At 62.3% G+C, this 26338-nt stretch carries 19 protein-coding genes; 7 read left to right on the forward strand and 12 right to left on the reverse strand.

The genetic code is table 11. The features are described from left to right. Window positions 1–86: 86 nt before the first annotated feature. The gene (locus GA615_RS02220; protein ID WP_152049609.1) at window positions 87–1313 is read left to right on the forward strand and encodes a glycosyltransferase; all 1227 of its coding nucleotides are present in this window, start codon (window positions 87–89) and stop codon (window positions 1311–1313) included. Between the two features lie 157 nt (window positions 1314–1470). On the opposite strand, the gene GA615_RS02225 is transcribed toward GA615_RS02220, so the two are convergent. Together GA615_RS02225 and GA615_RS02230 are read right to left on the reverse strand one after the other, a co-directional pair. Beyond that, a complete protein-coding gene (locus GA615_RS02225) occupies window positions 1471–3318 on the reverse strand; it encodes a Xaa-Pro dipeptidyl-peptidase (protein WP_152049707.1) in 1848 nt (615 codons plus the stop codon). Between the two features lie 503 nt (window positions 3319–3821). Further along, window positions 3822–4838 carry a Gfo/Idh/MocA family protein gene (locus GA615_RS02230; protein WP_152049610.1) on the reverse strand — a complete coding sequence of 339 codons (1017 nt, stop codon included), beginning with the start codon at window positions 4836–4838 and terminating at the stop codon, window positions 3822–3824. Between the two features lie 381 nt (window positions 4839–5219). On the opposite strand from GA615_RS02230, the gene GA615_RS02235 reads away from it, so the two are divergent. The 3 genes from GA615_RS02235 to GA615_RS02245 all read left to right on the forward strand — a co-directional run bounded on the left by GA615_RS02235 (window position 5220) and on the right by GA615_RS02245 (window position 9251). Continuing rightward, the gene (locus GA615_RS02235; RefSeq protein WP_235905006.1) at window positions 5220–6590 is read left to right on the forward strand and encodes a right-handed parallel beta-helix repeat-containing protein; all 1371 of its coding nucleotides are present in this window, start codon (window positions 5220–5222) and stop codon (window positions 6588–6590) included. Window positions 6591–6653: 63 nt separating this feature from the next. Next, entirely contained in the window at window positions 6654–7859 is a 1206-nt protein-coding gene (locus tag GA615_RS02240) for a M20 family metallopeptidase (RefSeq protein WP_152049612.1), read from the forward strand. A gap of 6 nt (window positions 7860–7865) precedes the next feature. Further along, a complete protein-coding gene (locus GA615_RS02245; RefSeq protein ID WP_235905007.1) occupies window positions 7866–9251 on the forward strand; it encodes an aminotransferase family protein in 1386 nt (461 codons plus the stop codon). Between the two features lie 63 nt (window positions 9252–9314). Here the strand turns inward: GA615_RS02245 and GA615_RS02250 are convergent, their stop codons facing one another. From GA615_RS02250 to GA615_RS02275, 6 genes are all read right to left on the reverse strand, one after another. Next, entirely contained in the window at window positions 9315–10790 is a 1476-nt protein-coding gene (locus GA615_RS02250) for a DUF1501 domain-containing protein (RefSeq protein WP_152049613.1), read from the reverse strand. 36 nt (window positions 10791–10826) lie between these two features. Continuing rightward, window positions 10827–13517 (reverse strand): DUF1553 domain-containing protein, encoded by a 2691-nt coding sequence (locus GA615_RS02255; protein WP_152049614.1) that lies wholly within the window; start codon window positions 13515–13517, stop codon window positions 10827–10829. A 217-nt stretch (window positions 13518–13734) separates the two neighbouring features. After that, on the reverse strand, window positions 13735–15678 hold the full coding sequence (locus GA615_RS02260; protein ID WP_152049615.1) for an HD domain-containing phosphohydrolase: 1944 nt from the start codon (window positions 15676–15678) through the stop codon (window positions 13735–13737). Continuing rightward, window positions 15659–16012, reverse strand: a complete 354-nt coding sequence (locus tag GA615_RS02265; RefSeq protein WP_152049616.1) for a hypothetical protein — start codon at window positions 16010–16012, stop codon at window positions 15659–15661. Before GA615_RS02265 ends, GA615_RS02260 begins: the two co-directional genes overlap by 20 nt. Before the next feature lie 357 nt (window positions 16013–16369). Then, a complete protein-coding gene (locus GA615_RS02270) occupies window positions 16370–17023 on the reverse strand; it encodes a response regulator (protein ID WP_152049617.1) in 654 nt (217 codons plus the stop codon). Continuing rightward, on the reverse strand, window positions 16995–18560 hold the full coding sequence (locus GA615_RS02275) for a PAS domain-containing sensor histidine kinase (protein ID WP_161602116.1): 1566 nt from the start codon (window positions 18558–18560) through the stop codon (window positions 16995–16997). Before GA615_RS02275 ends, GA615_RS02270 begins: the two co-directional genes overlap by 29 nt. Window positions 18561–19467: 907 nt before the next feature. On the opposite strand from GA615_RS02275, the gene GA615_RS02280 reads away from it, so the two are divergent. From GA615_RS02280 to GA615_RS02290, 3 genes are all read left to right on the forward strand, one after another. After that, the gene (locus GA615_RS02280; RefSeq protein ID WP_152049619.1) at window positions 19468–19863 is read left to right on the forward strand and encodes a Fur family transcriptional regulator; all 396 of its coding nucleotides are present in this window, start codon (window positions 19468–19470) and stop codon (window positions 19861–19863) included. 259 nt (window positions 19864–20122) lie between these two features. Then, window positions 20123–20974 carry an SDR family oxidoreductase gene (locus GA615_RS02285; protein WP_152049620.1) on the forward strand — a complete coding sequence of 284 codons (852 nt, stop codon included), beginning with the start codon at window positions 20123–20125 and terminating at the stop codon, window positions 20972–20974. A gap of 542 nt (window positions 20975–21516) precedes the next feature. Continuing rightward, window positions 21517–22929: an MBL fold metallo-hydrolase gene (locus tag GA615_RS02290; protein WP_152049621.1), complete on the forward strand. Its 1413-nt coding sequence runs from the start codon at window positions 21517–21519 to the stop codon at window positions 22927–22929. A gap of 81 nt (window positions 22930–23010) precedes the next feature. On the opposite strand, the gene GA615_RS02295 is transcribed toward GA615_RS02290, so the two are convergent. From GA615_RS02295 to GA615_RS02310, 4 genes are all read right to left on the reverse strand, one after another. Continuing rightward, window positions 23011–23871 carry a GAP1-N2 domain-containing protein gene (locus GA615_RS02295; protein WP_390622210.1) on the reverse strand — a complete coding sequence of 287 codons (861 nt, stop codon included), beginning with the start codon at window positions 23869–23871 and terminating at the stop codon, window positions 23011–23013. After that, window positions 23786–24673, reverse strand: coding sequence for a TRAFAC clade GTPase domain-containing protein (locus GA615_RS02300; RefSeq protein WP_152049623.1), 888 nt, complete (start codon window positions 24671–24673; stop codon window positions 23786–23788). The genes GA615_RS02295 and GA615_RS02300 overlap by 86 nt, the downstream gene beginning before the upstream one ends. A gap of 94 nt (window positions 24674–24767) precedes the next feature. After that, window positions 24768–25763 carry a formylglycine-generating enzyme family protein gene (locus tag GA615_RS02305; protein ID WP_152049624.1) on the reverse strand — a complete coding sequence of 332 codons (996 nt, stop codon included), beginning with the start codon at window positions 25761–25763 and terminating at the stop codon, window positions 24768–24770. Between the two features lie 44 nt (window positions 25764–25807). Further along, window positions 25808–26308, reverse strand: coding sequence for a hypothetical protein (locus GA615_RS02310; protein ID WP_152049625.1), 501 nt, complete (start codon window positions 26306–26308; stop codon window positions 25808–25810). Window positions 26309–26338: the final 30 nt, after the last annotated feature.

Consider the following 26338-nt stretch of genomic DNA (forward strand, 5'->3'; position numbering starts at 1 on the left):
CGGGGCGCTGGGAGCGTGGGTACTGTCCTCGAGCGATTCTCGGCGTCGTTGGGCGAGATTCGCCGGTGTCATGCGGTGAGCAACTGATGCACATTCTCTTCGTTCATCAGAACTTTCCAGCCCAGTTTGGCCATGTCGCGACCCACCTGGCCCGGCAACGGGGCGTCCGTTGCACCTTCGTCTCGGAGAGGGCTCCGGGGCAGTCCGGCGGCATCGAGCGCATCCAGTATCGGGTCCGCGGCGGCGCGATCCCCAGAAATCACTACTGCAGCCGAACCTTCGAAAACGCCGTCTGGCATACGCACGCCGTCTACGAGGCGTTGAAGGGCCGGCCCGATCTCCGCCCGGATCTGATCGTGGGCCATTCCGGCTTCGGTTCCACGCTCTTCCTGCGAGAGCTCTACGGTGACGTGCCGATCGTCAACTATTTCGAATATTTTTACCAGCCGCACGACTCGGACATGGACTTCCGGCCCGATTTCCCTTCGACGGAGCTTAACCGCCTGCGGGCAAGGGCCCGTAACGCGATGATTCTGCTGGACCTCGAGAACTGCGACGTCGGCTACAGCCCAACCCACTGGCAGCGCGATCGGCTCCCGACCGCCTACCGCGACAAGGTCCAAGTCGTTTTCGATGGCGTTGACACCACGATCTGGCGCCCGATGCCCATCCCCGATCGTCGACTCAACGGCATCGATCTCCCCAAGGACGCGAAGCTCCTGACCTACGCGGCTCGGGGTATGGAATCCATGCGTGGATTCGATGTCTTCATGAAAGTCGCCAAACGGCTTTGCGAGCGCCGCGACGATCTCCACGTCGTCATTGCGGGCGAGGACCGCGTTTGCTACGGGGGCGATCACATGGTGACCGGCGGCGCATCGTTCAAGCAATGGGTCCTGGCCGCCGACGACTACGACCTCTCGCGTTTTCATTTCCTTGGACTGATCCCGCCGGCCGATCTGGCCCGGCTGTTCAACCTGTCCGACCTGCACATCTACCTGACCGTCCCCTTCGTCCTGTCGTGGTCACTGATGAACGCCCTGGCCTGCGGGGCCACCGTCCTGGCGTCGGACACGGCCCCGGTACGTGAGGTGATTCAGCACGGGAAGAACGGCCTGCTGGCCGGCTTTTTCGACATCGAAGGCATGGCCGACCTGGCCGATCGTGTGCTCAATGATCCTGGCGGGTACGCCCACCTCGGAGATGCCGGTGTCGCGATGATCCGCGATCGCTTCAGCATGGAAGTTTGTCTGCCGCGACTCCTGTCTCTCTACGAGCGAGCTATGGCGAACAGGAGAGATGAAATTGCGTAGATGTTTGTTATCAGTGAATGGTCCTGCCACTGTCCGGGGCCACGGGCCGCTTCCGCCTGCGACCTCGGTCGGGTCATGGGATGAGGCGTACGAGGGGAATCCGCCCAGCTTGGTCACGGGATGGGACCGACGGTCGTTCGCATGATGCCGGAGTCGTTCAATCGGAGGTTTCTACCGTCGCGTCAACCTCGCTGGGATCGTGGAGCGCTTCAGCGAGGCGATCGGCGCCGCCGACGACCGGAAGTTCCAGTGAGGTGGCGTTGAGATCGATGGTCAGCTCGGTCCCGGGCTCGGGCCAGAGTGTGAAGTCGCGGTCGCTGGAGAAAATCATCAGGGCGATTTGCTGCCCGGGGGGGATGATCTGGTCGTCCGGCTGGAGGTCGAAGCTGAGCTCGACGAACTCGCCCGGCGTCAGAGGCTCGCTCTCGGTGAGTGATCGGGAGTTCTGAGGGTCGGCCCAGCCGCGGGTGATGATGTTCTCGGTGATTCTCGACCGCGGACCGGACTCCCAGGGCAGGGCGACGAGCCAGACGGAGAGGTTCGCCGCCGGCTTGTTCGCGGTCAGTCGGATGGTGAGCCGAGGCGTGCCCGAGAGGTGAACCTCGCGGCTCAAGGGGGGGGTGGCGTAGAGCAGGCGATGATTGGTCCATTCGGCCTTCGCGAGCGTGGCGCCGTCGAACGAGACGTTGTCGACGAGCGTCTCGGTTCCCCGAGCGGCCTTGGGAGCGTCGAGGACGAGCCCCCCGGACTTCGGCGCGCCGGCGGTCGGGTGCAGGGCAACCGGTTCGGCGTCCGGGTGCGGATAGTCGGGATACGCGGTCGGCTGGGTGCGATCGTCCTGCTCCCGCACGATCCAGGCCAGGGGTTCCTGTTCCACGCCGTTTTCGATGCCGAGCAGGTATCGGGTGAACCATCGGTTCACCTGATCCGGGGGCGGCCCGCCGCCGTGCCCGCCTTGATGGAAGTAGATCTGCGCCGGGACGCCCTTGGCCTTGATCGCCTGGTAGATCCGAACGCTGTGCTCGGGCATGACGTTCCAGTCGTTGAAGGCGTGGGACATGAGGGTCGCGGCCTTCAGCGGGCCGAGGTCGTTGAGGTAGTCGCGGCCGGCCCAGAAGGCGTTGAAGTCACCGGTCAGGCGGTCCATCTGCCCGGTCATCTCGGTGTCGCGGACGGTGCAATCGCAGTGGGGCCGTCGTTCGGGGTTGCCGCTGCGGACGAAGTCGTAGAGAACGTCGATGTCCTCGCCGAGATACCCGCCCGGCGAGCGGATCAGGCCGTGGGATCGATAATAGTGGTAGTAGGACGTGTTCGGCGCGATCGGAATGATTGCCTCCAGACCGTCGACGCCGGTCGTCGCCGCGGCCAGGGCGAGCGTGCCGTTGTAAGACGTGCCGGTCATCCCGACCTTCCCCGTGCACCAGTCGGCCGAGACGGTCTCGTCGCCGTCGGGGGAGGTGAAGCCCCGAGCCCGGCCGTTGAGCCAGTCGATGACCGCCTTCGGCGCGAGTGACTCGTTGTCGCCGCCGATCGTCACGCAGCCCTGCGAGAGGCCGGTGCCCGGCGATGACGAATGCACAACCGCGAACCCGCGAGGTAGCCAGGTCTCGACCTCCGTGTTCGAGATGATGGGGCGGTTCTCGCGGAGGTGGATTTCAGGTGGCTCGGGACGTGCGGGCGGCTCGTCGCCTAGTTCGTGCCGGACATCCCACATGAGCGACTGCGCCGAGCCCGCCGTCCCGGCGAAGTAGGGGCTGGAGACATAGATGGCCGGCACCTTGAGGCCCTCCGTCTCGGTCTGCTTCGGCCGTGTGACGCCGACGTGCATCCGATCCGGCTTCCCGTCGTCGTCGGAGTCGAACTCCGTCTCGACCCATAGGTCGTGCCGAACCCAGAGCTCCGGGTCGCTGAAGGCCGGCACGTCCTGCGCCATGCCGTCCTCGATCTGATGGGTCGCTTCGGGCGTTGCTTCGCCGGTGGCCAGGCTTCCGAACCCGAGCAGCATCGCCAGAGCGAGGCCGAATGCCCGACGCCTGAAGTCCGGCCCATTGCTTGAGAACCATCGGAAGCGGATCGGCTTGTCGCCGGATTCGTCCTGAAACGCGAACATGAGTCCTCCGGGCATCTCGTCGGGAGTTGGGTTCATGGGGGGCCGTCGGAGTCAACAGATTGAGAGAACGGACCGATGGGGCAGACCTCGCCGCTTCCGGTCAGGTTTCGATTGTAACGCTCGTGGGGTCGAATATGGGGACCGATGCTTCGTCTGACCACCTGGAGTTTGCGTCGAGGAGCGGGAGTTCGACAGGGCTGGCGGAGTCTTTGGTCGGATCGCAACGGGATGGGCCGCTGGTTGTTCCGCGATTCGTTCGGTGAGGGCGGTTGAGCCTCGAATCTGGAGAGAGCCGGATCGTAAACCCGGCCCTCGCCGGTTGCAAGGAGCTTCGGGGCCATGCCCTGCTTGCGGCCTCGCCAGTGCCCGACGACTCTGGCGAAGCCCCTGCGGGTCGGTCAAGGGGAGCGATAGGGAGAGTCGGTCAAGGTGATCGTCTGATGGGTGTCGGCGGCGAGTTGGGCTTTGAGGGCGATTTCGGTAATGCGGCAGGCTTCGTGAAGGGTCAGGGGAGGGGGGCTCTCGCCGCGCAACGATCGGGCAAAGCGGGTGAACAGATCAACTTGAGGGTCGGGCGAGAGGGCGCGAGGCGGTTCCTGGCCGGTGGTGAGCGTGACCTTGCGATCCGCCAGCGCCAAATCGACGACGCCGAGCGTTCCGGCAATGCGCAATCGTTCGTCGCCGTGGGTGGGAGCGGACTCGGGGCGGAGGTAGTCGAGGGTGACGGTGGCCACGCCGCCATTGCGCATGGAGAGCAGGAAGGCCGCCTGGCTGGCACAGGCGGGAACGTCGGGGTGCGCTGCGGTTCCCTCGTGTCCCGAAACCTCGGTGAAGACGTCTCCCAGGATCCAGTGGAGCCAGTCGAAGGCATGGATGCCGGCCCAGGGGGCGATGCCAGGGAAGGTGTCTCGGCTGCGCCAGAAGGCGGGGCGCGATCGGCCCCACTTGTAGCTTTTCTGGCTGAAGCTCAGGAGCGGATCGCCGATGGCACCGGCATGGACGACGCGGTGCACGGAGGCCAGTTCGGGCACGCCTCGCATGGTGTGCATGGGGACAAGTGAGGCTCCAGTGGCGCGAGCGGTGTTGAACAGGTCTTCAAGCGTCGTCAGATTCATGGCCAGGGGTTTTTCGGCCATGACGGACAGGCCACGCTCAAGGCAGAGTCGGGTCCAGACGGGGATGCGGTCGCTTCGGCCACAGACCTGGACCAGGTCGAGCCGTTCGGCGTCGAGCATCCGGCGGGCGTCGTCGTAGCGGCGGGTCTCCACGGTCAGGCCGGGGGCGTGGTCGAAGGCACCGGTCGATTCCTCCGGCCCGGCCGCAGCGACCGCAACGAGTTCCAGGCCAGGAATGCGATCGAGGGCCGGGGCATAGCTGTGCCAGTGCCCGGTCGATCCGATCAACCCGAGACGCATGGGGGGCTCCTCTGCCGATGCCAGCGGACGACTCAAGCCTGGCTCGGGTCGGTGGCGGCCGAAGGGGATCGGCGCGACCCGGCCGAGAGACCGATCGGGAAACGTGCCCGCTCCCAGGGGGATTCTCAACTCACTCTATCGGTCCTGCGCCAATGATGCCACCGGAAGGGAGCAGGCCAGGCGGAGCGGTCGAGGGAGCGATCCGGATGGCATCGGGTGGGAACTGCCTGGCGGCGGTGGCTTTCTTCACGAGGGACTCCGGGGCATACTGGGACCGATCGTGCCGTGCCGAATCGCTGCGCGGATCGCGATCTGATCGAATCGGAGCCGCCCCCCTGCAAGTAATGGGCCGCAACGGATGCCCATGATGAGGAGATGACAATGGCTGGTGTCTTCCTTGGAACGAAGCCGATTCGGATGGGTGGAGTGGTGGTAGGGATTGCCCTGGCCGCAGTGACGATTGCCTCGGGAGACGATGGGGGGCCTCGGCCGGATGAGCAGCAATTGCCTTTCGCGATGCATTCGGAAATGACCGATCGCCCGACAATCTCGGTGGGACGAGCGAACGCGGACCTGATCGGTGCCGACAACCGAGCCTTGCAGGCGGCGGTGGACTATGTGGCGGGCCTCGGGGGTGGGGTTGTTTCGATCGGGGAAGGGGAGTACCTGATGCACGACTCACTGCATCTTCGGAGCGGAGTGACCGTGCGAGGGGTGCCCGGGAAGACGATTCTCCGCAAGGCGAGAGCCGCGGTCTCTCCCTTGGTGCTGGACGGTGATTTCGGAGAGCAACAGATCACGGTCGAGCAACCTTCGGGGTTCGAAGTTGGCCACGGTGTCGCGGTCTGGGATCAGCGATCGGGAGGATTTCACACCACGGTCGCACGAATTACTGGAGGACGTGACAACACGTTTTCGATCGATAAGCCCTTGATGGCGGACTGCATGGTCTCCAACGGCGCGATGGCCGCCACGGTGTTTCCGGTCGTCAGCGGGGTGGACATCCAGGGGGCTCGGGTCGAGGACCTGGTGATCGAGGGGAACAAGGACGAAAATCCTTACCTCAACGGATGCCGGGGTGCGGGGATCTACCTATATCGAGGGTTCGGGACGGTTATTCAGGGGTGCATCGTCCGGAATTATCATGGAGACGGAATCAGCTTTCAGCAATCGAATGATGTGTCGGTGATTAACTGTATCAGCGAGGAGAATACGCACCTGGGACTTCATCCGGGAAGCGGGTCGCAACGGCCCGAGGTGAGGGGATGCCTGGCCCGGAGGAACGGGACGGACGGGCTGTTCCTTTGCTGGCGGGTCCGGCACGGGACATTCGAGGAGAATGTGCTGGAGGAAAACGGGCAGTTCGGCATCTCGATCGGCCATAAAGATTCGGATAACCTGTTGCGAGCGAATCGCGTGGTGCGCAACGCCGAGAACGGCGTGTTCTTTCGAAATGAGTCGGCGGCGATGTCGCCGCATCGCAATCGCCTGGAAGGGAATGTGATCGAGGATAACGGTCGAGAGCCGGGGACGGCGGGGATTCGGGTTCGGGGTGAGCCGTCGGGCTTGATCTTCGAGCAGAATCTGATTCGAGACACGAGGCCCGACGCGGAGCGGACCCAGACGGTGGGAATCCTGGTTGAACCGCAAGTGGGGCCGATTCAGGTGGGAGCCAACCGGATCGAAGCGGCCACGACGATTGATGACCGTCGGGATTCACTTGAAGGGACGCCGGACCCCTCGGTGCCGTGATCGTCACAGATCAAAGCGAGGGCGAGAGGGTTGGATGATCGGGAAAAGCCAATAGGTCAACATATGAAAAATTCTCAAGATATTCCGTTTGAAGACGTTGCGCAATGGCGTGATCGTGTCCGAACGGGTGTGAACCGGGATCGGCTGCTGGCGATTGCGGAACGCTTGATCTCGGTTCCAAGCCCCACGGGAGCGGCCGGGGCTGCGGCTGACGTGCTGGCCGATTTTCTGGTGGAGGAAGGGTTTGCAGTCGATCGGCCCGAGGCCGGACATCCGGCGTCTCCTGCGGTGGTCGCCCGGCTGCAAGGGGAACGGCCAGGGAAAACGCTCCAGTTCGACGGGCACCTGGATACGGTGCATCTTCCCTTTGTGCCGTTTGCTGTGGATGGGGATCAGATCCGCGGCAGCGGAGCGTCGGACATGAAGGGAGGGCTGGCGGCGGCGGTGGAGGGGATGCTGGCCGCTCGGGATGCAGGAGTGCTGGAGGCGGGATCGATCCTGCTGACCGCGCACGATTTGCACGAGGCACCCTGGGGATTCGGTCAGCAGTTTGACCGGATGCTCGTGGAGGGGATCGTGGGCGATGCGGTCTTGATTCCGGAGCCGCTGTGTGGGCATTTGCCGGTGGCGGGTCGGGGTCAGGCGTGCTGGAAAATCACGATCCGACGCGCAGGATCGCCTGTTCATGAGGTGATGCGCGACCCCGAGGCCCCAAGGGTGATACCGGTCGGTGCGGAGCTGGTACAGCGGCTTCATGAACTGGACCACCGCCTGGCTGGCCAGGTAGATGCCGTTGCCGGACGGTCGAGCGTGTTCGTGGGGCAAGTTCACGCGGGAGAAATTTATAATCAAGATCCAACGATCTGCTGGTTGGAAGGAACCCGGCGCTGGGTTCCTGGATACGATCGACACGAAGTCGAGGCCGAGTTCCGCGGGATGCTGGCAGCACTGGCCGCGGAAACCGGAACCGAGATTGAAGCGGAGTTTCAGCTCGTTCGTGATGCGTTCGCCCTCGATGTCAATTCCACGCTTGTGAGTGCGTTTCAGGCGGCTCGGACCGCGATGGACGGGGAGCCCTTGCTGACGGGGCCGAAAGCGTTTGTGGACGACGGGAATAGCGTGTCTGCGCTGACCGGCGTGCCGAGCATTACGCATGGCCCTCTGGCAGGGGGGCAACATACGGTCGAGGAGTGGGCATCGATCGACGACCTGATCCGCGTGGCCAACCTTTACGCCCTGACCGCGGCTTTGTTCTGTCCCCGAGGATGACGACCGATGGCGACCGTGTCTCACACCATGCCCGACCTGATCAGCGAGGCGCAGGCGTTCGAGGAACGCTTTCTGCGCCAGATCTTCGTGCGAGACCAGATGGCGGAGTGGTCGAAGCATCCGTTGATCATGGCTCGGGCCGAGGATGTTTCGTACTGGGACGTGAACGGGAAGCATTATCTGGATGCCCTGTCGGGAATCTACGTGGCCTCGATCGGTCACAATAACCGGAGGGTGATCGACGCGATCAAGGAGCAGTTCGATCGCTTGACCTTCTCTCCAGCGATGCACGGAACGAACCCGGTGGCCGTGCAATTGGCGAACCTGCTGGCTGAGTTGGCCCCCGGCGACCTGGGAGCGGTGAAGTTTCAGTGCGGTGGTTCGGAGGTAACGGAGGCGGCCATCAAGCTGGCACGGCAGTACCATCGTCTGACCGGATCGCCAGGAAAGTACAAGATCATCAGTCGGTATCAGTCGTGGCACGGATCGACGCTTGGATCACTGTCGGCCTCGGGCCTGAAGGCGCGGAAGACGGTCAACGAACCGATGGCGCCGGGCTTCCTGCACGTATTCCCGCCGACCTGCTACCGATGCCCGTTCGGCAAGACGTATCCGAGCTGCGAACTGACCTGTGCGACGATCATCGAACAGGTGATCGCGATGGAAGATCCGGACACGGTTGCGGCGATCATGGTCGAGCCGATCGGCCACACGGGAGGGGTGATCGACCCTCCCGAGGAATACTTGCCGATGCTGCGGGAGATTTGCGATCGAAACAACATTCTCCTAATCTTTGACGAAATTATTACCGGATTCGGCCGGACGGGGCACCTGTTCGCGGCGGAGACGTTCGGCGTGGTGCCCGACGTGCTGTGTGTGGCCAAGGGGATGAGCGGTGGTTATGCGCCGTTGTCGGCGATGATCTGTCGGAGACCGATTGCCGATGCCTTCTGGGGGCCGATTGAGTCGAACCCCGGATTTGTCGAAGGGCACACGTTTGAGGGGAACCCGATCTCGTGCGCGGCGGGAATTGCTGTGATTCGAGAGATGATCGAGCGCGACCTTTGCGGCAATGCGAGGGAGCAGGGGGCTCGGCTCCGCGCTGGGTTTGAGCGGTTGGCGGAGCGTCACGGAATCATTGGTGACATCCGGGGGAAAGGCCTGTTTCAGGCGATCGAGTTCGTCAGAGATCCGGCAACGAAGGAGCCAATGCCCGACGCCTTCGGAGTGCGGGTCGGTCGGAGGGCGCTGGAGAACGGGTTGTTGTGTCGGTTCGACCCGAACTGGATCGCGTTCGGTCCACCGTTGATCGTCACTGCGGAACAGATTGATGCGATGGTGGCGATCCTGGATCGGAGCCTCGGCGAGGTGCTGGCCGAGGCCGGAGCGTGACGGATTTCAAAAGGCCGAGGCCTTGTCGAGCGACAAGGCCCCGGTCGGCGGGTGTCGGGATCATCAGGCAAGGATCTCGTGGATTGGCTTGCCGTGGTCGATATCGAGCCGCTTGAAGCCGGGGACCTCGAGCTTTCGGGAGTCGAGGCCGAGCTGGTGCAGGACGGTGGCGTGAATGTCGGTGACGTAGTGGCGGTTCTCGACGGCGTGGAATCCGAGTTCGTCGGTCGCGCCATGAACGACGCCGCCCTTGACACCGCCGCCGGCCATCCAGGCAGAGAAGCCGAAGGGGTGGTGGTCGCGGCCGTCGCCGTTCTGGGAGCCGGGGGTACGGCCGAACTCGGTCGCCCAGACGACGAGGGTGTCGTCGAGCAGGCCACGACGCTTGAGATCCTTTAACAAGCCACCGATCGGTTGATCGACCTGTTTGCAGAGTTTGGAGTGACCGGGTTTGAGGCTGGAGTGGGCGTCCCAGGCCCCCGCGCCGCCGTTGGAGCCGTGGAAGATCTGGACGAATCGGACGCCGCGCTCGACGAGCCGGCGGGCGGTGAGGCACTGCTGGCCGAATTCGCGGGTTTCAGCGCGGTCGAGACCGTAAAGTGCCTGCGTTTCGGCGGTCTCGGAAGCGAAGTCGACCACCTCGGGAACCGACATTTGCATGCGGAAGGCCAGTTCATACGATTTGATGCGAGCGCGAAGCTGGGCGTCGTCGGGGTACTGAACGGCAGAGATCCGGTTGAGGCGGTCGATGAGACTGAAGGAGTCGGCCTGTTCCTCACGGTAGACGTCGGGGCCGGGGGCGGCGAAGGGGAGAGGGTTCTTCGGGTTGATTTCAAGCTGAACGCCGTCGTGCTCGGGGCCAAGGTAGCTGGCACCGTGGCCGTTCATGCCGCCGCAGCAGTCGGCGATGGGAGTGCCGAGGACGACGAACTGAGGGAGTTCCTCATTGAGCGAGCCAAGGCCGTAGTGGACCCACGAACCGATGGTCGGGAAGGGGCCTTCGAGCGAGTGGCGGCCGGTGTGGAACTGGAGCTGGGCGCCGTGGTTGTCGTTGGTGGTCCAGAGGGAACGGATGACGGCGAGTTCGTCAACACATTCGCCGACCTCGGGCCACCAGTCGCTGACCTCGATGCCACTCTCGCCGCGCTTGGAATAACCGACCTGGAGCGGGTAAAGCTCGTGGCGGATGTGGCCGTTGGCGTCGTTCTGGATGGCGATTCGGACGTTCTCGGTATACGGAGATTCGAGTACGTCCTGATGCGGGGTTTCGTTGATGGTTTTGCCGGCGTAGCGGTTCAGGGCCGGCTTGGGGTCGAAGCTTTCCAGGTGGCTGGTGCCGCCAATCATGAACAACCAGATGACGCGCTTGGCCTTCGGGGCAAAGTGGGGGAGGCCATCGGGCGGGGCCCAGGAGCCGAACTCGTCGGCGCGGGCGATACCGTCGCGATAGAGCATGGCACCGAGTGCCAGGCCAGTAAAGCCCATGCCGAGGTCGGCCAGAAAGGCGCGTCGAGACGATTGGGGAGCGAAGGGATTCATGATGGATCGGGGCCTCCCGGGCCGCGTGGGGAGCGATCAGCGGATCGTGAGGAAGTCGGAGTGGTTCATCAGCACATGAACGAGGTTTTCGCGGGCGCGCTGATGAGGGTTGGTCGAAGGGGGGATGGCACTCTCGGGGCCGCTTTCAAACGGGGTGAGTGATTCGGCCTCGGCGAGCTGAGCGGGCTGCGTTTGCAGATAGGTCAGGCAGGCATCGCGTTCCTCGGGGCTGGGAGCGCGGCCGAGGACCTGCTCGAAGGCGAGGGCGATAAAGGAGGGATCGGCGTTTTCACTCACCGACTCGGAGAGTTTGCCGGCGAGGAGCCGGGCCTGTCCGAGCGTTAACGGGCTGTTCGAGAGCGCAAGCGCTTGCTGAGGGGCAACGCTCACGTCGCGGCGGTAGCAGGAGGTGACGTTGGCCGAGTCGAACAACTTGAGGAAGGTGGCCCGTTTTTCCTTGGCGTGGCGGAAGTAGAGACTCCGGCGCGGGGTGTCGAGGGCCGATTCCGGCGCGAGGTCGGGGCCGCCGAGCGTCGGATCGAGCGATCCGGCCACGCGGAGCACGTTGTCCCGAACCAGCTCCGATTCCATGCGACGCGGATTCATACGCCAGAGGAAGCGGTTTTGGGGGTCGATACTTGTGTTTGGGTGGTCGGGGTCGGACCAGGACTGCATCCGGTAGGCACGCGAGGTGACGATCAGGCGGTGCAGGTGCTTGAGGCTCCAGCCGGAATCGATCAGCTCGACGGCGAGCCAGTCAAGCAGTTCCGGATGGGACGGGAGTGAGCCCCCGATGCCGAAGTCGAAGACGGATTCGACGAGCGGCTCGCCGAAGTGACGCATCCAGACGTGATTGACGGCGACGCGGGCCGTCAAGGGGTTCTCCCGGTCGGTGATCCAATGGGCCAGGGCGAGCCGTCTGCCGGTGCTGGTCGCCGGTCGTACGGGACCGAATGGGGAATAGGAGGAGGGCAAGGGGCCGTCGAGCGCCTGGGCGGCCTCCTCGGCGGCCTTGGTCGCGTTGGTGAGGGCCTTTTCGGCCGCGGTGACGGCCTGGGCGGTCTTGGGATCGTCGTCGGAGAGGGCGGCGCGGGCGTCGGCGAGAGCCTTTTCGGCGAGAATTCGATCGTGTTCGGTCCGAGCCAGGGCGGCACGACGTTCGGCCAAACCGGCACGGATGGTCAGGAGTTCGATCTGGCGATCGTCGGGGGCTTCGGCGTATCGGGCGTCGTCGGCGGCGAGCCGAGCCTCGACGGCGTCGAGGTCGGCCAAGGCGGCCTTCAGCCCCCGTTCGGCAAGCCGGAGGGGGGAGAGGGGATCCTCCGAGGTTTCGGAAGTCCCTTCTTCGGATTCCGTCTGAGCCTTCTCCAGTGCCGTCCGAGCGGTATCGACGGTCGCTCTGGCGGTGTCGAGGGCTTCGCGGCGGACATGCTCGCGGAGGCCGGGATAATAGGCGGTCGGAGGCAGGGAGACGGGAGCGATTTCGGGAGCGTCGTCGAACATCTGGGGGATGGCGGGTTCGAGAGGGCGACTCTCGACCGGCATCGATTCCTCGCCCCGTTCGAACAAATAGGTGGGGCGGTCGGCGTGAGCGTCGAAGACGCGGACGAGGCCGTCCTTGGAGGTGTCGGACTGGTCGGGGATGCGGTCGGTGGCGATCTCGTGAGGTTCGAACAGGGCCCGGAAGCGGTAGTAGTCGGTCTGGGGAATGGGGTCGTACTTGTGGTCGTGACACTTGGCGCAGTTAATCGTCAGGCCGAGGAAGGCCTTGCCGGTGTGTTCAACGGTGGCGTCGAGCCAGATGTTGCGGTTGAATTTGTACCAGTTCCGGACGAGGAAGCCGGTGGCGCGGAGGGTGTCGGGGTCGTCGGGGGCAATCTCGTCGGCGGCGAGCATGGCCTGGATCATCTGGTCGTAGCCGAGGTCGTCGTTGAGCGATTCGACGATCCAGTCGCGCCATCGCCAGATGTGCGGCTGGCTCTCGCGGACTTCCTGACCGTAACCGTCCCAGTCGCTGTAGCGCCAGACGTCCATCCAGTGACGGCCCCAGCGCTCGCCGTAGTGGGGGCTGTCGAGGAGGCGATCGACGGCGCGGTCGTAGGCGTCGGGGCTGGGGTCGTCGAGGAAGGCGTGGAGCTCATCGCGGGTCGGGGCAAGGCCGGTGAGGTCGAGCGCAACGCGACGGAACAAGAGGGCGCGGTCGGCCTCGGCCAAGGGGGAGAGACCCAGACGCTGGTGCTCGGCGGAGAGGAAGGCATCGATCGGGTTCGATCCCCACTCCGGGGAGGAGGCTTCGGGCACTTCGGGGCGGACGGGGGCCTGAAAGGCCCAATGATCCATCGGATCTTGCTGGGGAGTCTCGTCGTCGGGGGCGGGGGCACCGGCGGCGATCCAGGAGCGAATGGCGTTGATCTGTTCGTCGGTGAGGGGTTCCCCCTCGGGGGGCATTCGAAGGCCGTCCTCACCAGTAAGGACGTACAGGAGGTAGCTTTCCTCGACGTTGCCGGGTTCGATGACCGGACCGGCGTTGCTACCGACCTGCATCAGCTCGACCGTATCGAGGCGCAGCTTGGCCTCTTGCTTCAAAGCGCCGTGGCAAGAGTAGCAGCGTGCGGTCAGCACGGGCTTGATGTCGCGGAGATAATCGACCTCGATCTCGTCCGCTCCTGCCAGGGTCGGCACCGCCATCCCGGTCAGGATCACCGCAGCCGTGAGACGCAACACCATATCGCTCTGCCTCCGAGGCGGAATCCGTGAGGCCGGGCGGCCAGCCGTTCCAACCTGCCCGCATGGGTGGACAACAATTGTTAAGAATACCGCACTCTCGCCGGCAGGCACAAGGCGCGACCGAGAGGCGCAAGGTGGTGTCGGCACGGCCCTCTCAGTCTGACGCAAAGGAAAGGAGGGGGGGTGGGATGCGGGGCCGCCGGGGATCGACGGAGGATCACTCGGGAGGATGATTCTCAAAGGCGTTTGCGTGGTCGCGATCGAGAATGCGGAGGAACGTGGAGACGATCTCGGGATCAAGCTCGGTTCCGGAGATTGCGAGCAGTTCCGATCGGACCTGAGCCGGGCAGAGCGCAGCCCGATACGGGCGATCGGAAGACAGGGCGTCCCAGATGTCGACAACAGCAAAGATGCGCGCGGCGAGGGGAATTTGTGATCCTTTCAGGCCGCGAGGATAGCCACTGCCGTTCCAGCGCTCGTGGTGGCAATAGGGGATGTCGAGGGCCGGTCGGAGGAACTCGATCGGGGAGAGAATCGCGAAGGCGTCGTCGGGGTGCCGGCGGACGATGGCCATTTCGTCCTCGTCAAGCTTGCCGGGCTTCAGCAGAATGTGGTCGGGAATTCCGACCTTGCCGATGTCGTGCAGCAGGGCTCCACGGCGGATCTGGACAAGCTCGTCGCGGCTGAGCCCAAGCTCTCGGCCGAGTCGAACGGACATCTCGGTGACTCGGAGGCTGTGCTGCTCGGTTTCATGGTCGCGGAGGTCCATGGCCCGGCTCCAGCCCTCGATGGTGGCCTCGTAGCCGACCAAGAGGCGATGATTGGCGCGCCGAAGATTGTCGATGAGCGTGGCGTGCTCGATGGCGATGGCGGCCTGACCAGCCAGCGTTTCCAGGTAAAGGAGCCATCGGGAGTCGGGAGCGATGGTTGATCGATGGCCGACTTCGAGGATTCCCCAGGGTTCGCCCCGAACCACGATGGGGACGGCCCAGTACGACCGAAACGCTTCGTGTTCGAGCTGCAAGGGGATCGGGGTGTCGTGTCCGGGACCGAATCGGACGGCGCAGGTGTGACGTTCGAGAAAGGCGGTGGCACGCGGCCCGTCGGTCAGGGGATCGACCTGGTCGGGATCGGGAGGGTCGAAAAATCCCCTCGTGGTTGCATATTCGAGCCCTGGCCGGTGGGGGGCACGGAGGAGAATGGCCGCCGCATCGACGTCGAGTTGCGCAAGGCCCTGATCGAGCACGATGTTCAGAAGGGACGGCAAGTCGAGCCCGCTGTTGATCGCACGGTCGATGGTTCGGAGCGACTGAATCCGATCGAGCTGCATTTCGACCTCGGCGTTCAGCGCGAGGTTCTCCTGCTCGACCCGACAGTGATCGGTGATGTCTTCGGCGACGAATGAGAGGCGGGCGGTCGATAGCTGGGTGCCGATAATTGGGCAGATGATGGTCGAGAAGGTGCGGGGGCCACGAGGGGTTTCTTCGAGATACTCGAATCTTCGGGGAGTTCCTTGTTCCAGGCTCCTGGTTCCGTGTTCGACCCAGATTTTAATCCGGTCGGCGGGCAGGGCCATCTCGGTGGCCCATCGTCCGGAAAGCTCCCAGGAGGATCGTCCGAGGGCTTGCGCGGCGGCCTGGTTGACCGAGACGAAGCGCAGGTCGTGCGCGTCGAGTTCAATGACACCGATGGCGAGCGAGGGCATTTCGAACACGCTGCGGAGAATGGCTTCATGCTCGTCACGCGACTGTTCGATCAGACGGCGTGCGGTGACGTCGGCATGAGACACGACCACGTAACGAGGCTGGGAATCATCGGAACTGCGAAGCGGCGTGACCCGACCCCGGCCCCAGCAGGCGCGGTGCGGCTCATGGCAGGGGTAGTCGAGACAGAAGGCATTGCGACGACCACTGAGTACGTCTCGAATTCCGGTCGCGAAGGCGAGGGCCGAATCTCGATCGTCGCCCTGAGCCGAATCGCAGACGGCCAGATAGTTTGCCCCTTCGGCGATGACGGAGCGATCGGCGCCGTGGGCGTGGGCATAGTCGAGCCAGGCTCGGTTGACCGATCGGATGGTTCCTGTGTCATCAACCAGAGCGATCCGAAGCGAGAGCGCGTCGAGAATGTCCTGGGCGTTGGGCTCAGCGTGCAGAATAGACACCCGATTCTCCTCGGTCCGAACCGGTACCGTTGGTCAGGGAGTCGTCGTCGTCATCGGACTGCCAAAGAATGCGAATGAGGACCTTACCCTCACGAGTGCTCAGGTCGATCTCGGGTAGGTCGTCGGTTTCGATCGTTGCTTCCAGATAGGTCGTCTCGTCTCCTTCCCATCGCTCGAACGCATTGGAGTTGAGCAGGGAGGAGTCAACGTCGTGGCCAGACGCGATCGCGGTCAGTTCGATCAGCATCTGCTCCAGGACACTCCGACGGGTTGTCTTCGATCTGGAGTGCGTGCTGGTCTGGGAGTTCGGGATGACCAATAGTTCGGGTTTCATCGGCCAGGGTCCTTTGCGATGGCTTCTGGCATGGTCCCGAGCGTTCTGACGTCACTCTCGCGAGAGGAACGATCGGGGGGGCTCGAACACGATTCGAGCGTATTCCCTGCGGATGCCTCGGCAAGAGAGCCCGCTGGCAAGGATCGGCCAGGAGCCTTGCCGAAGCAACCCGCAGAAAAAATGCAACGGCCGGAACGGCTTCGTTTGCGTTGATCAGAGATCCGCGTCGATCTCGATCAGGGCACCTTTGCATCTTCACCATTGAGTATTCACGCGCAGGGGCAGAAAGTCTCTCAGGTCTTCTCCTGAGAACCGGTCGGGAATTTCCCTGTCTCCCCTGATTGAAGGGTGCCGGGATTACTCGTCGGGAGTGACCAGACCGACCCGGATGGCATAGCGGACCAGGCTGGCGATGTCGTGCAGGTCGAGTCGTTCCATCAGCTGGGTGCGATGGGTGTCGGCGGTCTTGACGCTGATGTTCAAGCGGCGGGCGATGGCCTTGGTGGTCAGACCTTCGGCGATGAGCCTCAAGACTTCTCGCTGGCGGGCGGTCAGAGGGTCGGTCGTGGGCTCTTTGAGGTCGGCACTCTGCGAGTAATCGGAGATCAGATGAGAGGAGATGATCGGGCTGAGATAGGTTTCTCCCCGGGCAACCGTTCGGATCGCCAACTCCACCTCATGCACCGCCGCATCCTTGACGAGAAATCCGGCAACGCCGGAGCGAAACGCACGCTCGGCGTATTCCTTCGAGGCGTGCATGGAAAGGATGATTGTCCGGGTGCTGGGGAAGTCGCGTCGGACGCGATCGGCCAGTTCAAGGCCGGTCATGCCCTTCATGGAGATGTCGGTCAAGAGGATGTCGGGGTGGTGGGTTTCGAGCTGTTCCAACGCCTCCTCGGCCGAGGAAACATCGCAGCAGACCCAGAGATCCTCGACGGCATCGAGGATGGCGCGGACTCCTGCTCGGAAGAGGTGATGGTCGTCAACGACAAGAATTCGGAGTTTTGTCATGACGGTCTCTCCCTTCGAGCGATGCGTTGGCCGGGGGGAAACTGAGCCTAATCTCGGTTCCGGCGTGAGGTTTCGACTGGATTTGGAGGACGCCGCCGGCATCTTCGACACGCTCTCGCATTCCGATCAATCCCAGGCCGGTTGCCTGGTCAGGATCAAACCCTACACCGTCATCGCGGATGAACAGGTCGAACTGGTCGGTTTGGCAATTCAGTCGCACCGTGACGCGCGAGGCCCGGGCATGCCTTGCCACGTTCGTCAACGCTTCCTGAGCGGTTCGGAAGCATGTGGTGGCGACGAGGGGAGAGACGGCGAGCCCCTGGGACTCGGAGTGCAACTGTGCCTGAATCCCCGTTCGCTCGGAAAACCGTTCCAGGTACCAGTTCAGGGCAGGGACCAATCCGAGATCATCAAGCAGCGACGGTCGAAGGTCGAGCGAAAGGCTTCGGACCTGATCGAGGGTCTGGTCGAGGAGTGCCTTTGCGTCGTTGAGTCGGGGGGTCAGGACCTCGGGCCGCATCTGGGCAGTCTGAAGGTTCATCTTGATGGCCGTGAGGCCCTGACCGATTTGGTCGTGCAACTCTCGGGCAAGGTTGCGCCGCTCGGCTTCCTGAAGGCTCAGAAGGCGGCGAGTCAGTTCTCGGAGACGGTTTGAAGACTCGGTGAGCTGATATTCGGCTTGCTTCCGATCGCTGATGTCGCGGATGAAAACCAGGGCCCCCGTCTCACGGGAATATTCAATTGGAATGGCGCTGATCTCGGTCTCGATTTGTCGGCCATCGGGCCGCAAAATGATCCGTTCGATCCGACCTCCGGTCTGGCGATTCTGGTTGATCAACGCAATGCGTTCCCTGATGGACTCGTGTTCCGAAGGGTGAAACCAACGAATCACGTCCTGGCCCAGCATTTCGTTTGCCTCACCGGCGCCGAACAGTTTGACTGCGGCGGAATTGACATAGGCGAATTTGGATTGTGTTTGGATGAAAATTCCTTCGGGAGCCGACTCGACGACCATGCGGAAGCGTTCCTCGGAGGTTCGAAGCGCATCTTCCGCCTGCCGACGGTCGGTCACGTCTCGGGCCATGCTGATCATGAGGCGACGACCATCGTTCAGGTGGCCGAGGGGAGCGGAGCTGAACGACCAGATCCGGACGGAACCATCTCGAATGCGGATCTCAAAATCCGCCTCATCGATGCGTTGATCCATCGTGAACAGGTTCTGGATGATCTCCTCGGCCATTGCCTTCCGCGCGCCGTACGCCCGTTCGGTCCAGTCGGAGATGGATTTCAGTTCCTCGGGCGAATAACCCGTCGATTCGAGCCAGGTCTGGTTCAACAAAACAATCTCGCCATCCTCGGCAAAAATAATCACCGGGATGGGGGCATCGACAATCGCTCTCCGGAATCGCTCTTGCACTTCGGCGAGGTCACGGCGGGTTGTCTCCAGACCGACAAGCGTTTCGGTCATCTTCCAGTAGAGGATCACGGCCGTGAATAACACAAACGCGATCCCCTTCAGCATCGCAAGAGTCGCCATCGAAAGCGATTCCCACTCAAGCCCTGCGAGGAACAGGTCAGAGGTGAAAATCCAAAGGGTCGCCGCACAAATATAGGCAAAGACGATGCGTCGGACCGACCGAACCGTCTCGCCTCGCGGAGCGTTTATCGAAGCGACCAGAAGTTTTTCGGAAGAATCACCACTTGATTGAGATCCTTGCACCGTACTCCAATTCCTGTCAGATTCACCTGCGCTTGACGAAGCGGAATTCGGGCCAGGCATGTAGGGTAGAGTGAGATGGCAGGCATTGAAACAAAAAAGCCAAATCGTGTGCGAAATTGTGGTTGATTGCGTGATTGTGATCGTGCTTGTGTGATTGGTTAATTGTTTCAGTGGTTTCCTGGTGGGTCGATTCATTTTTCCATATCGAGATCTTCGTGTTTGACCTCTCGTTTTGAAAAGCGGTGGGGTGTGGTGTGTGTCCGGCCAACGTCAGTTGTCTCTCATTCGGTAAAGATGACAATATTGTCTATTTTAGCGGGGGGAGCGAGGTGGTGCCAGGGTTGGATCAACGTAGACATCAGATCGATTGAAGGTTGGATCGGGAGAAGGAAAGGGGGGAGAAGAAGGTTGGAGGAGAAGTGGGCTCGTTCCGCGACCCCGAGCGCGAGCAAGTTCGTGAGAAGCATCCCGAACGCCGCCCACCGACCTCGAAGGGGGAGAACGGGAAACAGGGGCTGAAACGCATGAGCCCAGATCTGGGACTGGGAGGCCGATTTCCTTCGGAAGTTGCGTGGGCTGATGCGCGAAGTGGTGAACCACGCTTCCAACTTTGGCATGATGGGAGGGTCAAACCGTCCCGGGCGGCGAAACATCTGATCTTGTGGTTGTCATTGGCCGTGGGGCGGTCGAGGGTTGACCTCCACATCGTGGTGAGGTTTGCACGATGAATGTTCGCAAGACACGACAGGGTCAGGCGATTCGACGCGTGATTGCGGAGTCGGGTCGACCGCTCAGTCCGGCTGAGATCCAGGAAGCGGCGAAACATGAGATTCCGTCGCTGGGCCTCGCGACGGTTTATCGGGTGATCAAGCGAATGGCCGAGGACGGGGAAGTGGCTGCCGTGCAGCTTCCAGGCGAGCCGCCTCGTTATGAAGATCAGCGCGTGGCGGCAAACCACCATCATCATTTCCACTGCAAGCGCTGTGGCCGGGTCTTCGACGTGCCCGGGTGTCCGGACGGTCTCGACGCGCTGACGCCGCCGGGGTTCCAGGTCGATCATCATGAACTGGTGCTGTACGGCCAGTGTGTCTCTTGTCAGAGAGCGCCGACGACCTCGTGACCGAGCGGACGATGCCTTGACTAGTCCGCGCGGATCTGATCGATCACGCGACTTCGAAAGAGGATTCGGGAAGGAGCGTCATCAAAACGGATTTCTCCGCCTACAATCGCATCGGTGACCTGAACGATCGTGGGTCAATCGGGTGAGCGCACGCTCTGAAGATGGTGGCCATCGTTTTGGCCTTCAGAGGGCGTACCTCAACGAGGCGGAAGGGGACCACACGAGGAGTCATCTGGCGATGGTCGAGGAGCAGGGGCGCATGATTGGGAAACGTTGTCTCGTGACGGGAGCGACCTCAGGAATTGGAGCAGTGACCGCCGAAGAACTCGCCCGACTCGGGGCCGAGGTGATTCTGGTCGGGCGCGATCCAAAAAAGTGCGAGGAGATGCGGAATCGTCTCGAGCAGCGGACGGGCAATGACGCGGTTCACTCGATGGTCGCGGATCTTTCGTCGCAGGCCGAAGTCCGTCGATTGGCTGAGACTGTTCGAGAACGGTTTGATCGGCTTGACGTGCTGGTCAACAACGCTGGAGCCTTGTTCCTGGAACGCCGCGAGAGCGTTGACGGCATCGAAATGACCTTTGCCCTCAATCATCTGGCCTATTTTTTGCTCACGAATCTGTTGCTCGATCGGCTGAAGGCCGCGGCGCCGAGCCGGATTGTCGTTGTGGCGTCCGATGCCCATCGAGGAGCGTCGATCAACTTCGATGATCTTCAGTCCCAGAGGAAGTTCAAGGGGCTTCGAACCTACAGTCAGTCGAAGCTGGCCAACGTCCTGTTCGCCAGAGAGCTGGCCAGGAGACTTGAAGGGACGGGAGTGACCATCAATGCGCTCCATCCGGGAGTGGTGAACTCCTCCTTCTTTTCCTCGGGGGAGGGGCCGGCCTGGTGGGTCATGCGTCGTGTTGCGGGACTCATCGCCATCTCGTCGGAGCAAGGAGCGAAGACCTCGGTCTACCTGGCCAGTTCTCCCGAGGTTGAGGAGGTGTCGGGTGCCTACTTCGTCAAGCAACGCAACGTGAAACCGGCCTCAGCGGCCCAGAACGACGAGGTGGCCAGCCGCTTATGGCGCGTGAGCGAGGAAATGACAGGGCTGGTCACATCCTCGTGAGGAAGTGGTGGTCTACTCGAAGTTGGAGAACGCATTCCAATTGTGGTCGCAATGGCTGAGACCATCGGGAATTCCTGCGAACGAAGGAACGACGAAACCGTTGAATGATTCTGAGGAGGAACCAAGACAGGAGCGATTCATCATGAATGATGTCTTCTTGATTGTGGGAGTCATGGTTGTCTGGTTTGTCGTTGCGCGATGGGTGCTGCCGGCGTTGGGAGTCCCGACCTGAATGGGGGGTTCGTGTGCGGTGTTACCGCACGACGACGCGGAGCGTGGGGCATCTTCGGAGGCTTCCGTCGGGACTGACCAGGAGGCGATGCAACCCGACGACCAGGCAGAGGTGCGTTAAGTTTCGAACAGACAAGAACATCGTTTGCCTGGACGGTCAAGCAAACACGCCCCGCGATGGTTCGGAATCAGTTGCCGGGCTCCGAACGGTCCATGCCCGGCGGTGAACTTCCTCGCACTGGATCGGCAAAGCCGAGGGAAAGAGGGGACGTCGTCGTTTCCTCGGTCTTGTCTGAACAAAGGAGTTCGTCATGTTTTTTCACCAGCGGTTTATTCCGGGGCTGGCCATCTATTCGTATCTGGTCGGCGATGAAAAATCGAAGCGGTGCGCCGTGATCGATCCGACTCGGGACTGCGACGAATATTTAAGGATTGCCAAACGAGAAGGCTTGCGCATTACCCACGTCCTGGAAACCCACGTGCATGCCGATTTTGTCAGCGGCTCGGCGGAGTTGAAGGACCGCTTGGGAGCTGAGGTTCAGATTGTGTCGTCGGGCCTTGGTGGGAAGGAGTGGGTTCCGCCTTATGCAGATCACGTCGCCGGGGATGGCGATGAAATTTCCCTCGGAAATGTTCGCCTGAAGGCGCTCCATACGCCGGGTCATACCTATGAGCATCTTTGCTGGTCGCTGTACGACGACACCCGGAGCCGGGAAACTCCGTGGCTGATCTTTACCGGAGATTTCCTGTTTGTCGGTGATGTCGGCCGGCCCGATCTCCTGGGAAAAGACGCCCGCCAGAAACTCGCCCATCAGCTTTACGAAAGCGTTTTTGGAGTCCTCCCGGGATTGCCGGAATTCACCGAGGTCTTTCCGGGGCATGGGGCAGGTTCTCTTTGCGGCAAGGCGCTTGGATCGCGCGGATCGACCACCGTCGGCTTCGAGCGACGCTACAACGGATCGCTTCAAAAGCGATCGGAAGCGGAATGGGTTTCCTCGTTACTGGAAGGGATGCCGATCGCCCCGCCTTATTTTCTTCGGATGAAGAAGGTCAACGCTGAGGGGCCAAAGATCATCGGTCCCGAGTTGCCGGGCCAGCGCCGTTTCTCGGCCGAGCAGGTTCACGAACGGACCTGTCAGGAATGCCTGATTGTGGATGTGAGAACAAAGGAAGCCTTTGCCGCCTCGCACATTCCCGGATCGATCAACATTCCCCTTGGGCAGAATCTCCCGACCTGGGCCGGCTGGGTCTTGCCTTACGATCGCCCGACGCTGATCGTGCCCGACGATCCGCTCGATGTTCCCGAGGTGGTGACGCACCTGCTCCGGGTCGGCTTTGACGACGTGCAGGGCTACCTCGAAGGGGGGATAAACGACTGGCAAACCCACGGTTACCCGATCAATCGCCTGGAGACGATCTCGGTTCATGAGCTGGCCGATCGGCGGAAGGCGGCGTCGGGGCGGCTCTTTGTCCTTGATGTTCGGACTGAGGCTGAGTGGGACGGCGGACATCTTGAGGGCGCACATCATATCCACGGCGGGACACTCGAAGATCGCTTCGCCGAAATCCCTCGCGATCGTCCCGTGGCTGTGGTGTGTGGTTCGGGTTATCGGGCCTCGATTGCCTCGTCCTTCCTGAAGCGAGAAGGGTATGAGGACGTGATGAATGTTCTCGGCGGGATGAGTGCCTGGAAGGCGGCCAAGTTGCCCACAACGACCGAATGACCCAATGGGTTGATCCGTACGCTGCTCCCTAATAATGGAATTCCTGAAACGGGTTCGAATTGGGGAGCAGTGACGGACTGCTCATGGAATCAGGCAGAGGGCAACGGGTCGAGCAGTTGAGGGTTTGAGGCTGGTTGAGAGGCTGACCGTAATGGCGAGTTCGATCGGTAGGCGGCCGAGCAGGTGTTCCGCGAACCGGACGCGGTCACCGGGGTGGTGGAGTTCAATCGGTTTTCCGGAAGCGAGTTTTGCACTGAGTAAATTCATTTCATTTGAATTGAGATGTGAAAGTTCGTCCGATTTGCTGTGTAAGTGAAGCGGTCGGTGACAACGGCTCAGTTCAACCTCGTGAAGCACGGTTTCAGGCTCGGCTCGGTATCGAAAGACACCGAGAGCGAGCGCATCAAAGTACAGGGAAATTGGGACGATTCCCCGGCGTTCGATCCATTGGATTTCGAAAATAATGATATGCGTGTAAATTTGGCGTCCGCCTCGACCGCTGTATTCCGGCGGGCCTTCGCACGAGCGAGAAACTACCATCCGTCCTTCAGTCAAAGGGTGAATGTTGACGCTTGCCCGGTTAGTCTCATCGACAATGAGCGCACCGTGGGAAGGGCACCACGAGGCCAGAGTTCGGGCATCGGATTCCGAGACGCCTGGCGATCGGCTGACCACGTGATAGCCTTCCCGGCCACTCCGGGGTAACGAGGTGTAAATCGCCTGGTCCGCCCTCATGACCGCGTGTCCTTCAATCGTCGATCGCCTGGCTCGAAGACGGCGAGGCACCCTGCGAACGTGTCCTTGTGGGCTGTTCCCAGGGGACCCCGGAGGTGGCACTTGCTGAGAGAATGTCGCGTCAGCGCAGAAGGCCGGAAAGCCACGCAAACGGCTCAACGACGCCGCGGGGCTCCACCCGCAAGGGGATGAGCAACTCGCTTCCATCACGGTCTACCAGTCGTCCGCACGACCCCGCCACGCTGGAGCAGAAGAACTTGAAGTGGCGAAGTCTCGCGTCGCACATGCGCCAGAGGGCCGAGGCATGGGCTCGGGCAAACGCTAGCGGGTCGTCGATCGGTTCTTCACACAAGTCGACCTTGGTGAAGACGAGCGCGACGGGAATCTCCATCTTTCGCCGCCGCTGGCCGTGCATGGATTCGAGGTAGGAAATGAGCTGCATGGCGAACATTTCCTGAGCCTGCCCCTCGGCAATCACGCCGACGGTGTCAATCAGAACGACCAGCCCTCCGCATCGTTCGATCAACGTACGCACGGTTGTATGTGTTCCTGGACTTTCCAGTTCGCTGGCCACCGCCTCGCCGGCGACATCGGGCGTCACGACATCGAAGCCTCGACGCTTTCCGGTCGAGACCTCGCAATGAACCCATTGCCAGCGGTCAGCCTCGACCGGGGTCTTGTCCGGGAAGCGTTGCCGCTCCAGGGCGAGCATCACCTGGCGTTGCAGAGCCAGAGAGAAGGGTCCGCGGGCCATTCCGTGAAAGGGGCCAACTCCATGCGAGAGGAGGTCGAGCAACATGCCGAGATAGACGGTCTTACCGACGCCGCTTGGTCCGAGGATCCCGACAATTTGCGGGAATGTTGGCCGTCCGAGAATCGATTCGATCACTTCGGCTGGGGCGAAGCATTCGATGCAGGATTCTCCCCGCAGGCTTCCTCCACAGAGCGGGCAGGGGATCTGGCTCCCGAGCCGCGTGCTCCGATCGAGATAACGGACACCGGTACTCATCGCAGGGGCTCCTCAAGGGTTTGCCAGGGGCCAATCGGTCGTGGGAGACGCACGGCCACTCGACGGTGTTTTGCAGATTGCGGGATTGTTGGGCTCAGTGGGCCGGTTGCTCTCGAAGTCGGTCGGTTGAAAGGGCGCAGCGGAAGCCGATGTTCGGGCGACGGTCGAGCGTGCCCTGACCGGTCACGAAGTGGCAGGTCGCCTCTCCCGGCAAATACGTGTCGAAACTGCCACCGACAATCCGACGCATCGGTTTCCACGGATGAAACTCCGCTCCCGAGTCGCAGGGGACGGCGTCGAGCAGATCCTCGATCCATTCCCAGACGTTGCCGCTCATCTGGAGAATGCCATTCGGGGTGGCGCCGTTGCGGTAGGCATCGACGGGGACGGTGTCACCGACCCCGCTGGATCGGAGGTTGGCGCGGGCCGGGTCAAACAGGTCGCCCCACGGGTACCGGGTGCATCGGCCTCCGCCGAGGTGTTCGGGCCAGCCGCCGGCCTTTTGCCACTCGGCGGCGGTGGGGAGTCGCTTACCGACCCAGCGAGCATAGGCCGACGCTTCATACCAGCAGATACCGACCACCGGATGATTGGCCCGGTCGCTCGGATACATTCCGTTCGACCAGTCGGACGGTCCCGGTTGGCCGGTACGGTCGGTAAATTGCAGGAGGCTGGGCCAGACCTCTCTCGGCCAGAGTTCCAGGCAGTCGTAGCAACCGGAAGCCACAAAATGCTGGAACATCCGGTTCGAAACCGCATGGCGGTCGAGATAAAAGGCGGGGACCTCAACCAGTTCTTCGCCCCCGTCGCTGCGAGCCACAACCAGTCTGCCGAAAGGAATCAGGGCCATCCGGCGTTCCAGGGATTCCCAGGCGCGTCGGGCGTCGTGTTCGGTGACATGATCCGCCGCCGATTTGAGGAGAGCAAAGGCATCTCGCCCATCAGCGATCAACTCATCAATAAAGTGCCCGACCGTGGCTGCTTCGGGCGAAGGGCCGGCGGCCGGAGTGGGAGTTGAACGACCACCGAGCCACCGAAAGCCCCAACCTTTGCGGGTCGACTCAGGCGAGGGTTTGACCTGAACTGACATCGAAGTTCCTTTGAACCCTGGGGGACGCTGGGTACTCGAAAGTGTCAAGGGGACGCGTGCCCTCGGGATTCCGCGGTTCGGCGGACATCCCGACGCAGGGCTTCAAACTGTCGGAGAATGGCCTGATCGACCATGTCGTCTCGCTCGGCGGAAGGGCCGGCGACCGGGGGAGGCGCGGGAGGTCGGAGCGGACGCGACGGCTCGACCTGTGATCGAGGAAGAGACAGGGCGGCGATCTGTTCGTGTTCGAGGCGTTCCCAGGCTTCGGCGAGCAATCGGCGATCGTGGTCGAGTGCCTCGACCTGGGCCTCCCACTCGCGCTGGTGACGTTCGATCTCGGCTTGCAGGGCGGCCCGTTCCTGCTCGGTCGCGTGGTCGATGTCCGACGTGGCGTCGGCCAGTGCTTCAAGACGATCGAGCCAGTGATGAACATGGCTGCGAATGCGATCCATCGCCGCGGTGAGGGTTGCCGGATCGATCGTGATGCACGGGCCTTGTGGTTCTCGCAGCCGGTTGGATCGGAGGTCGTTGGTCGAGGGTTGCATCGGGGAGTCTCCGGAGGGATGCGGAATCGG

The sequence above is a fragment of the Tautonia marina genome (genome assembly GCF_009177065.1).
In the GTDB taxonomy this organism is placed as follows: Bacteria; Planctomycetota; Planctomycetia; order Isosphaerales; family Isosphaeraceae; genus Tautonia; species Tautonia marina.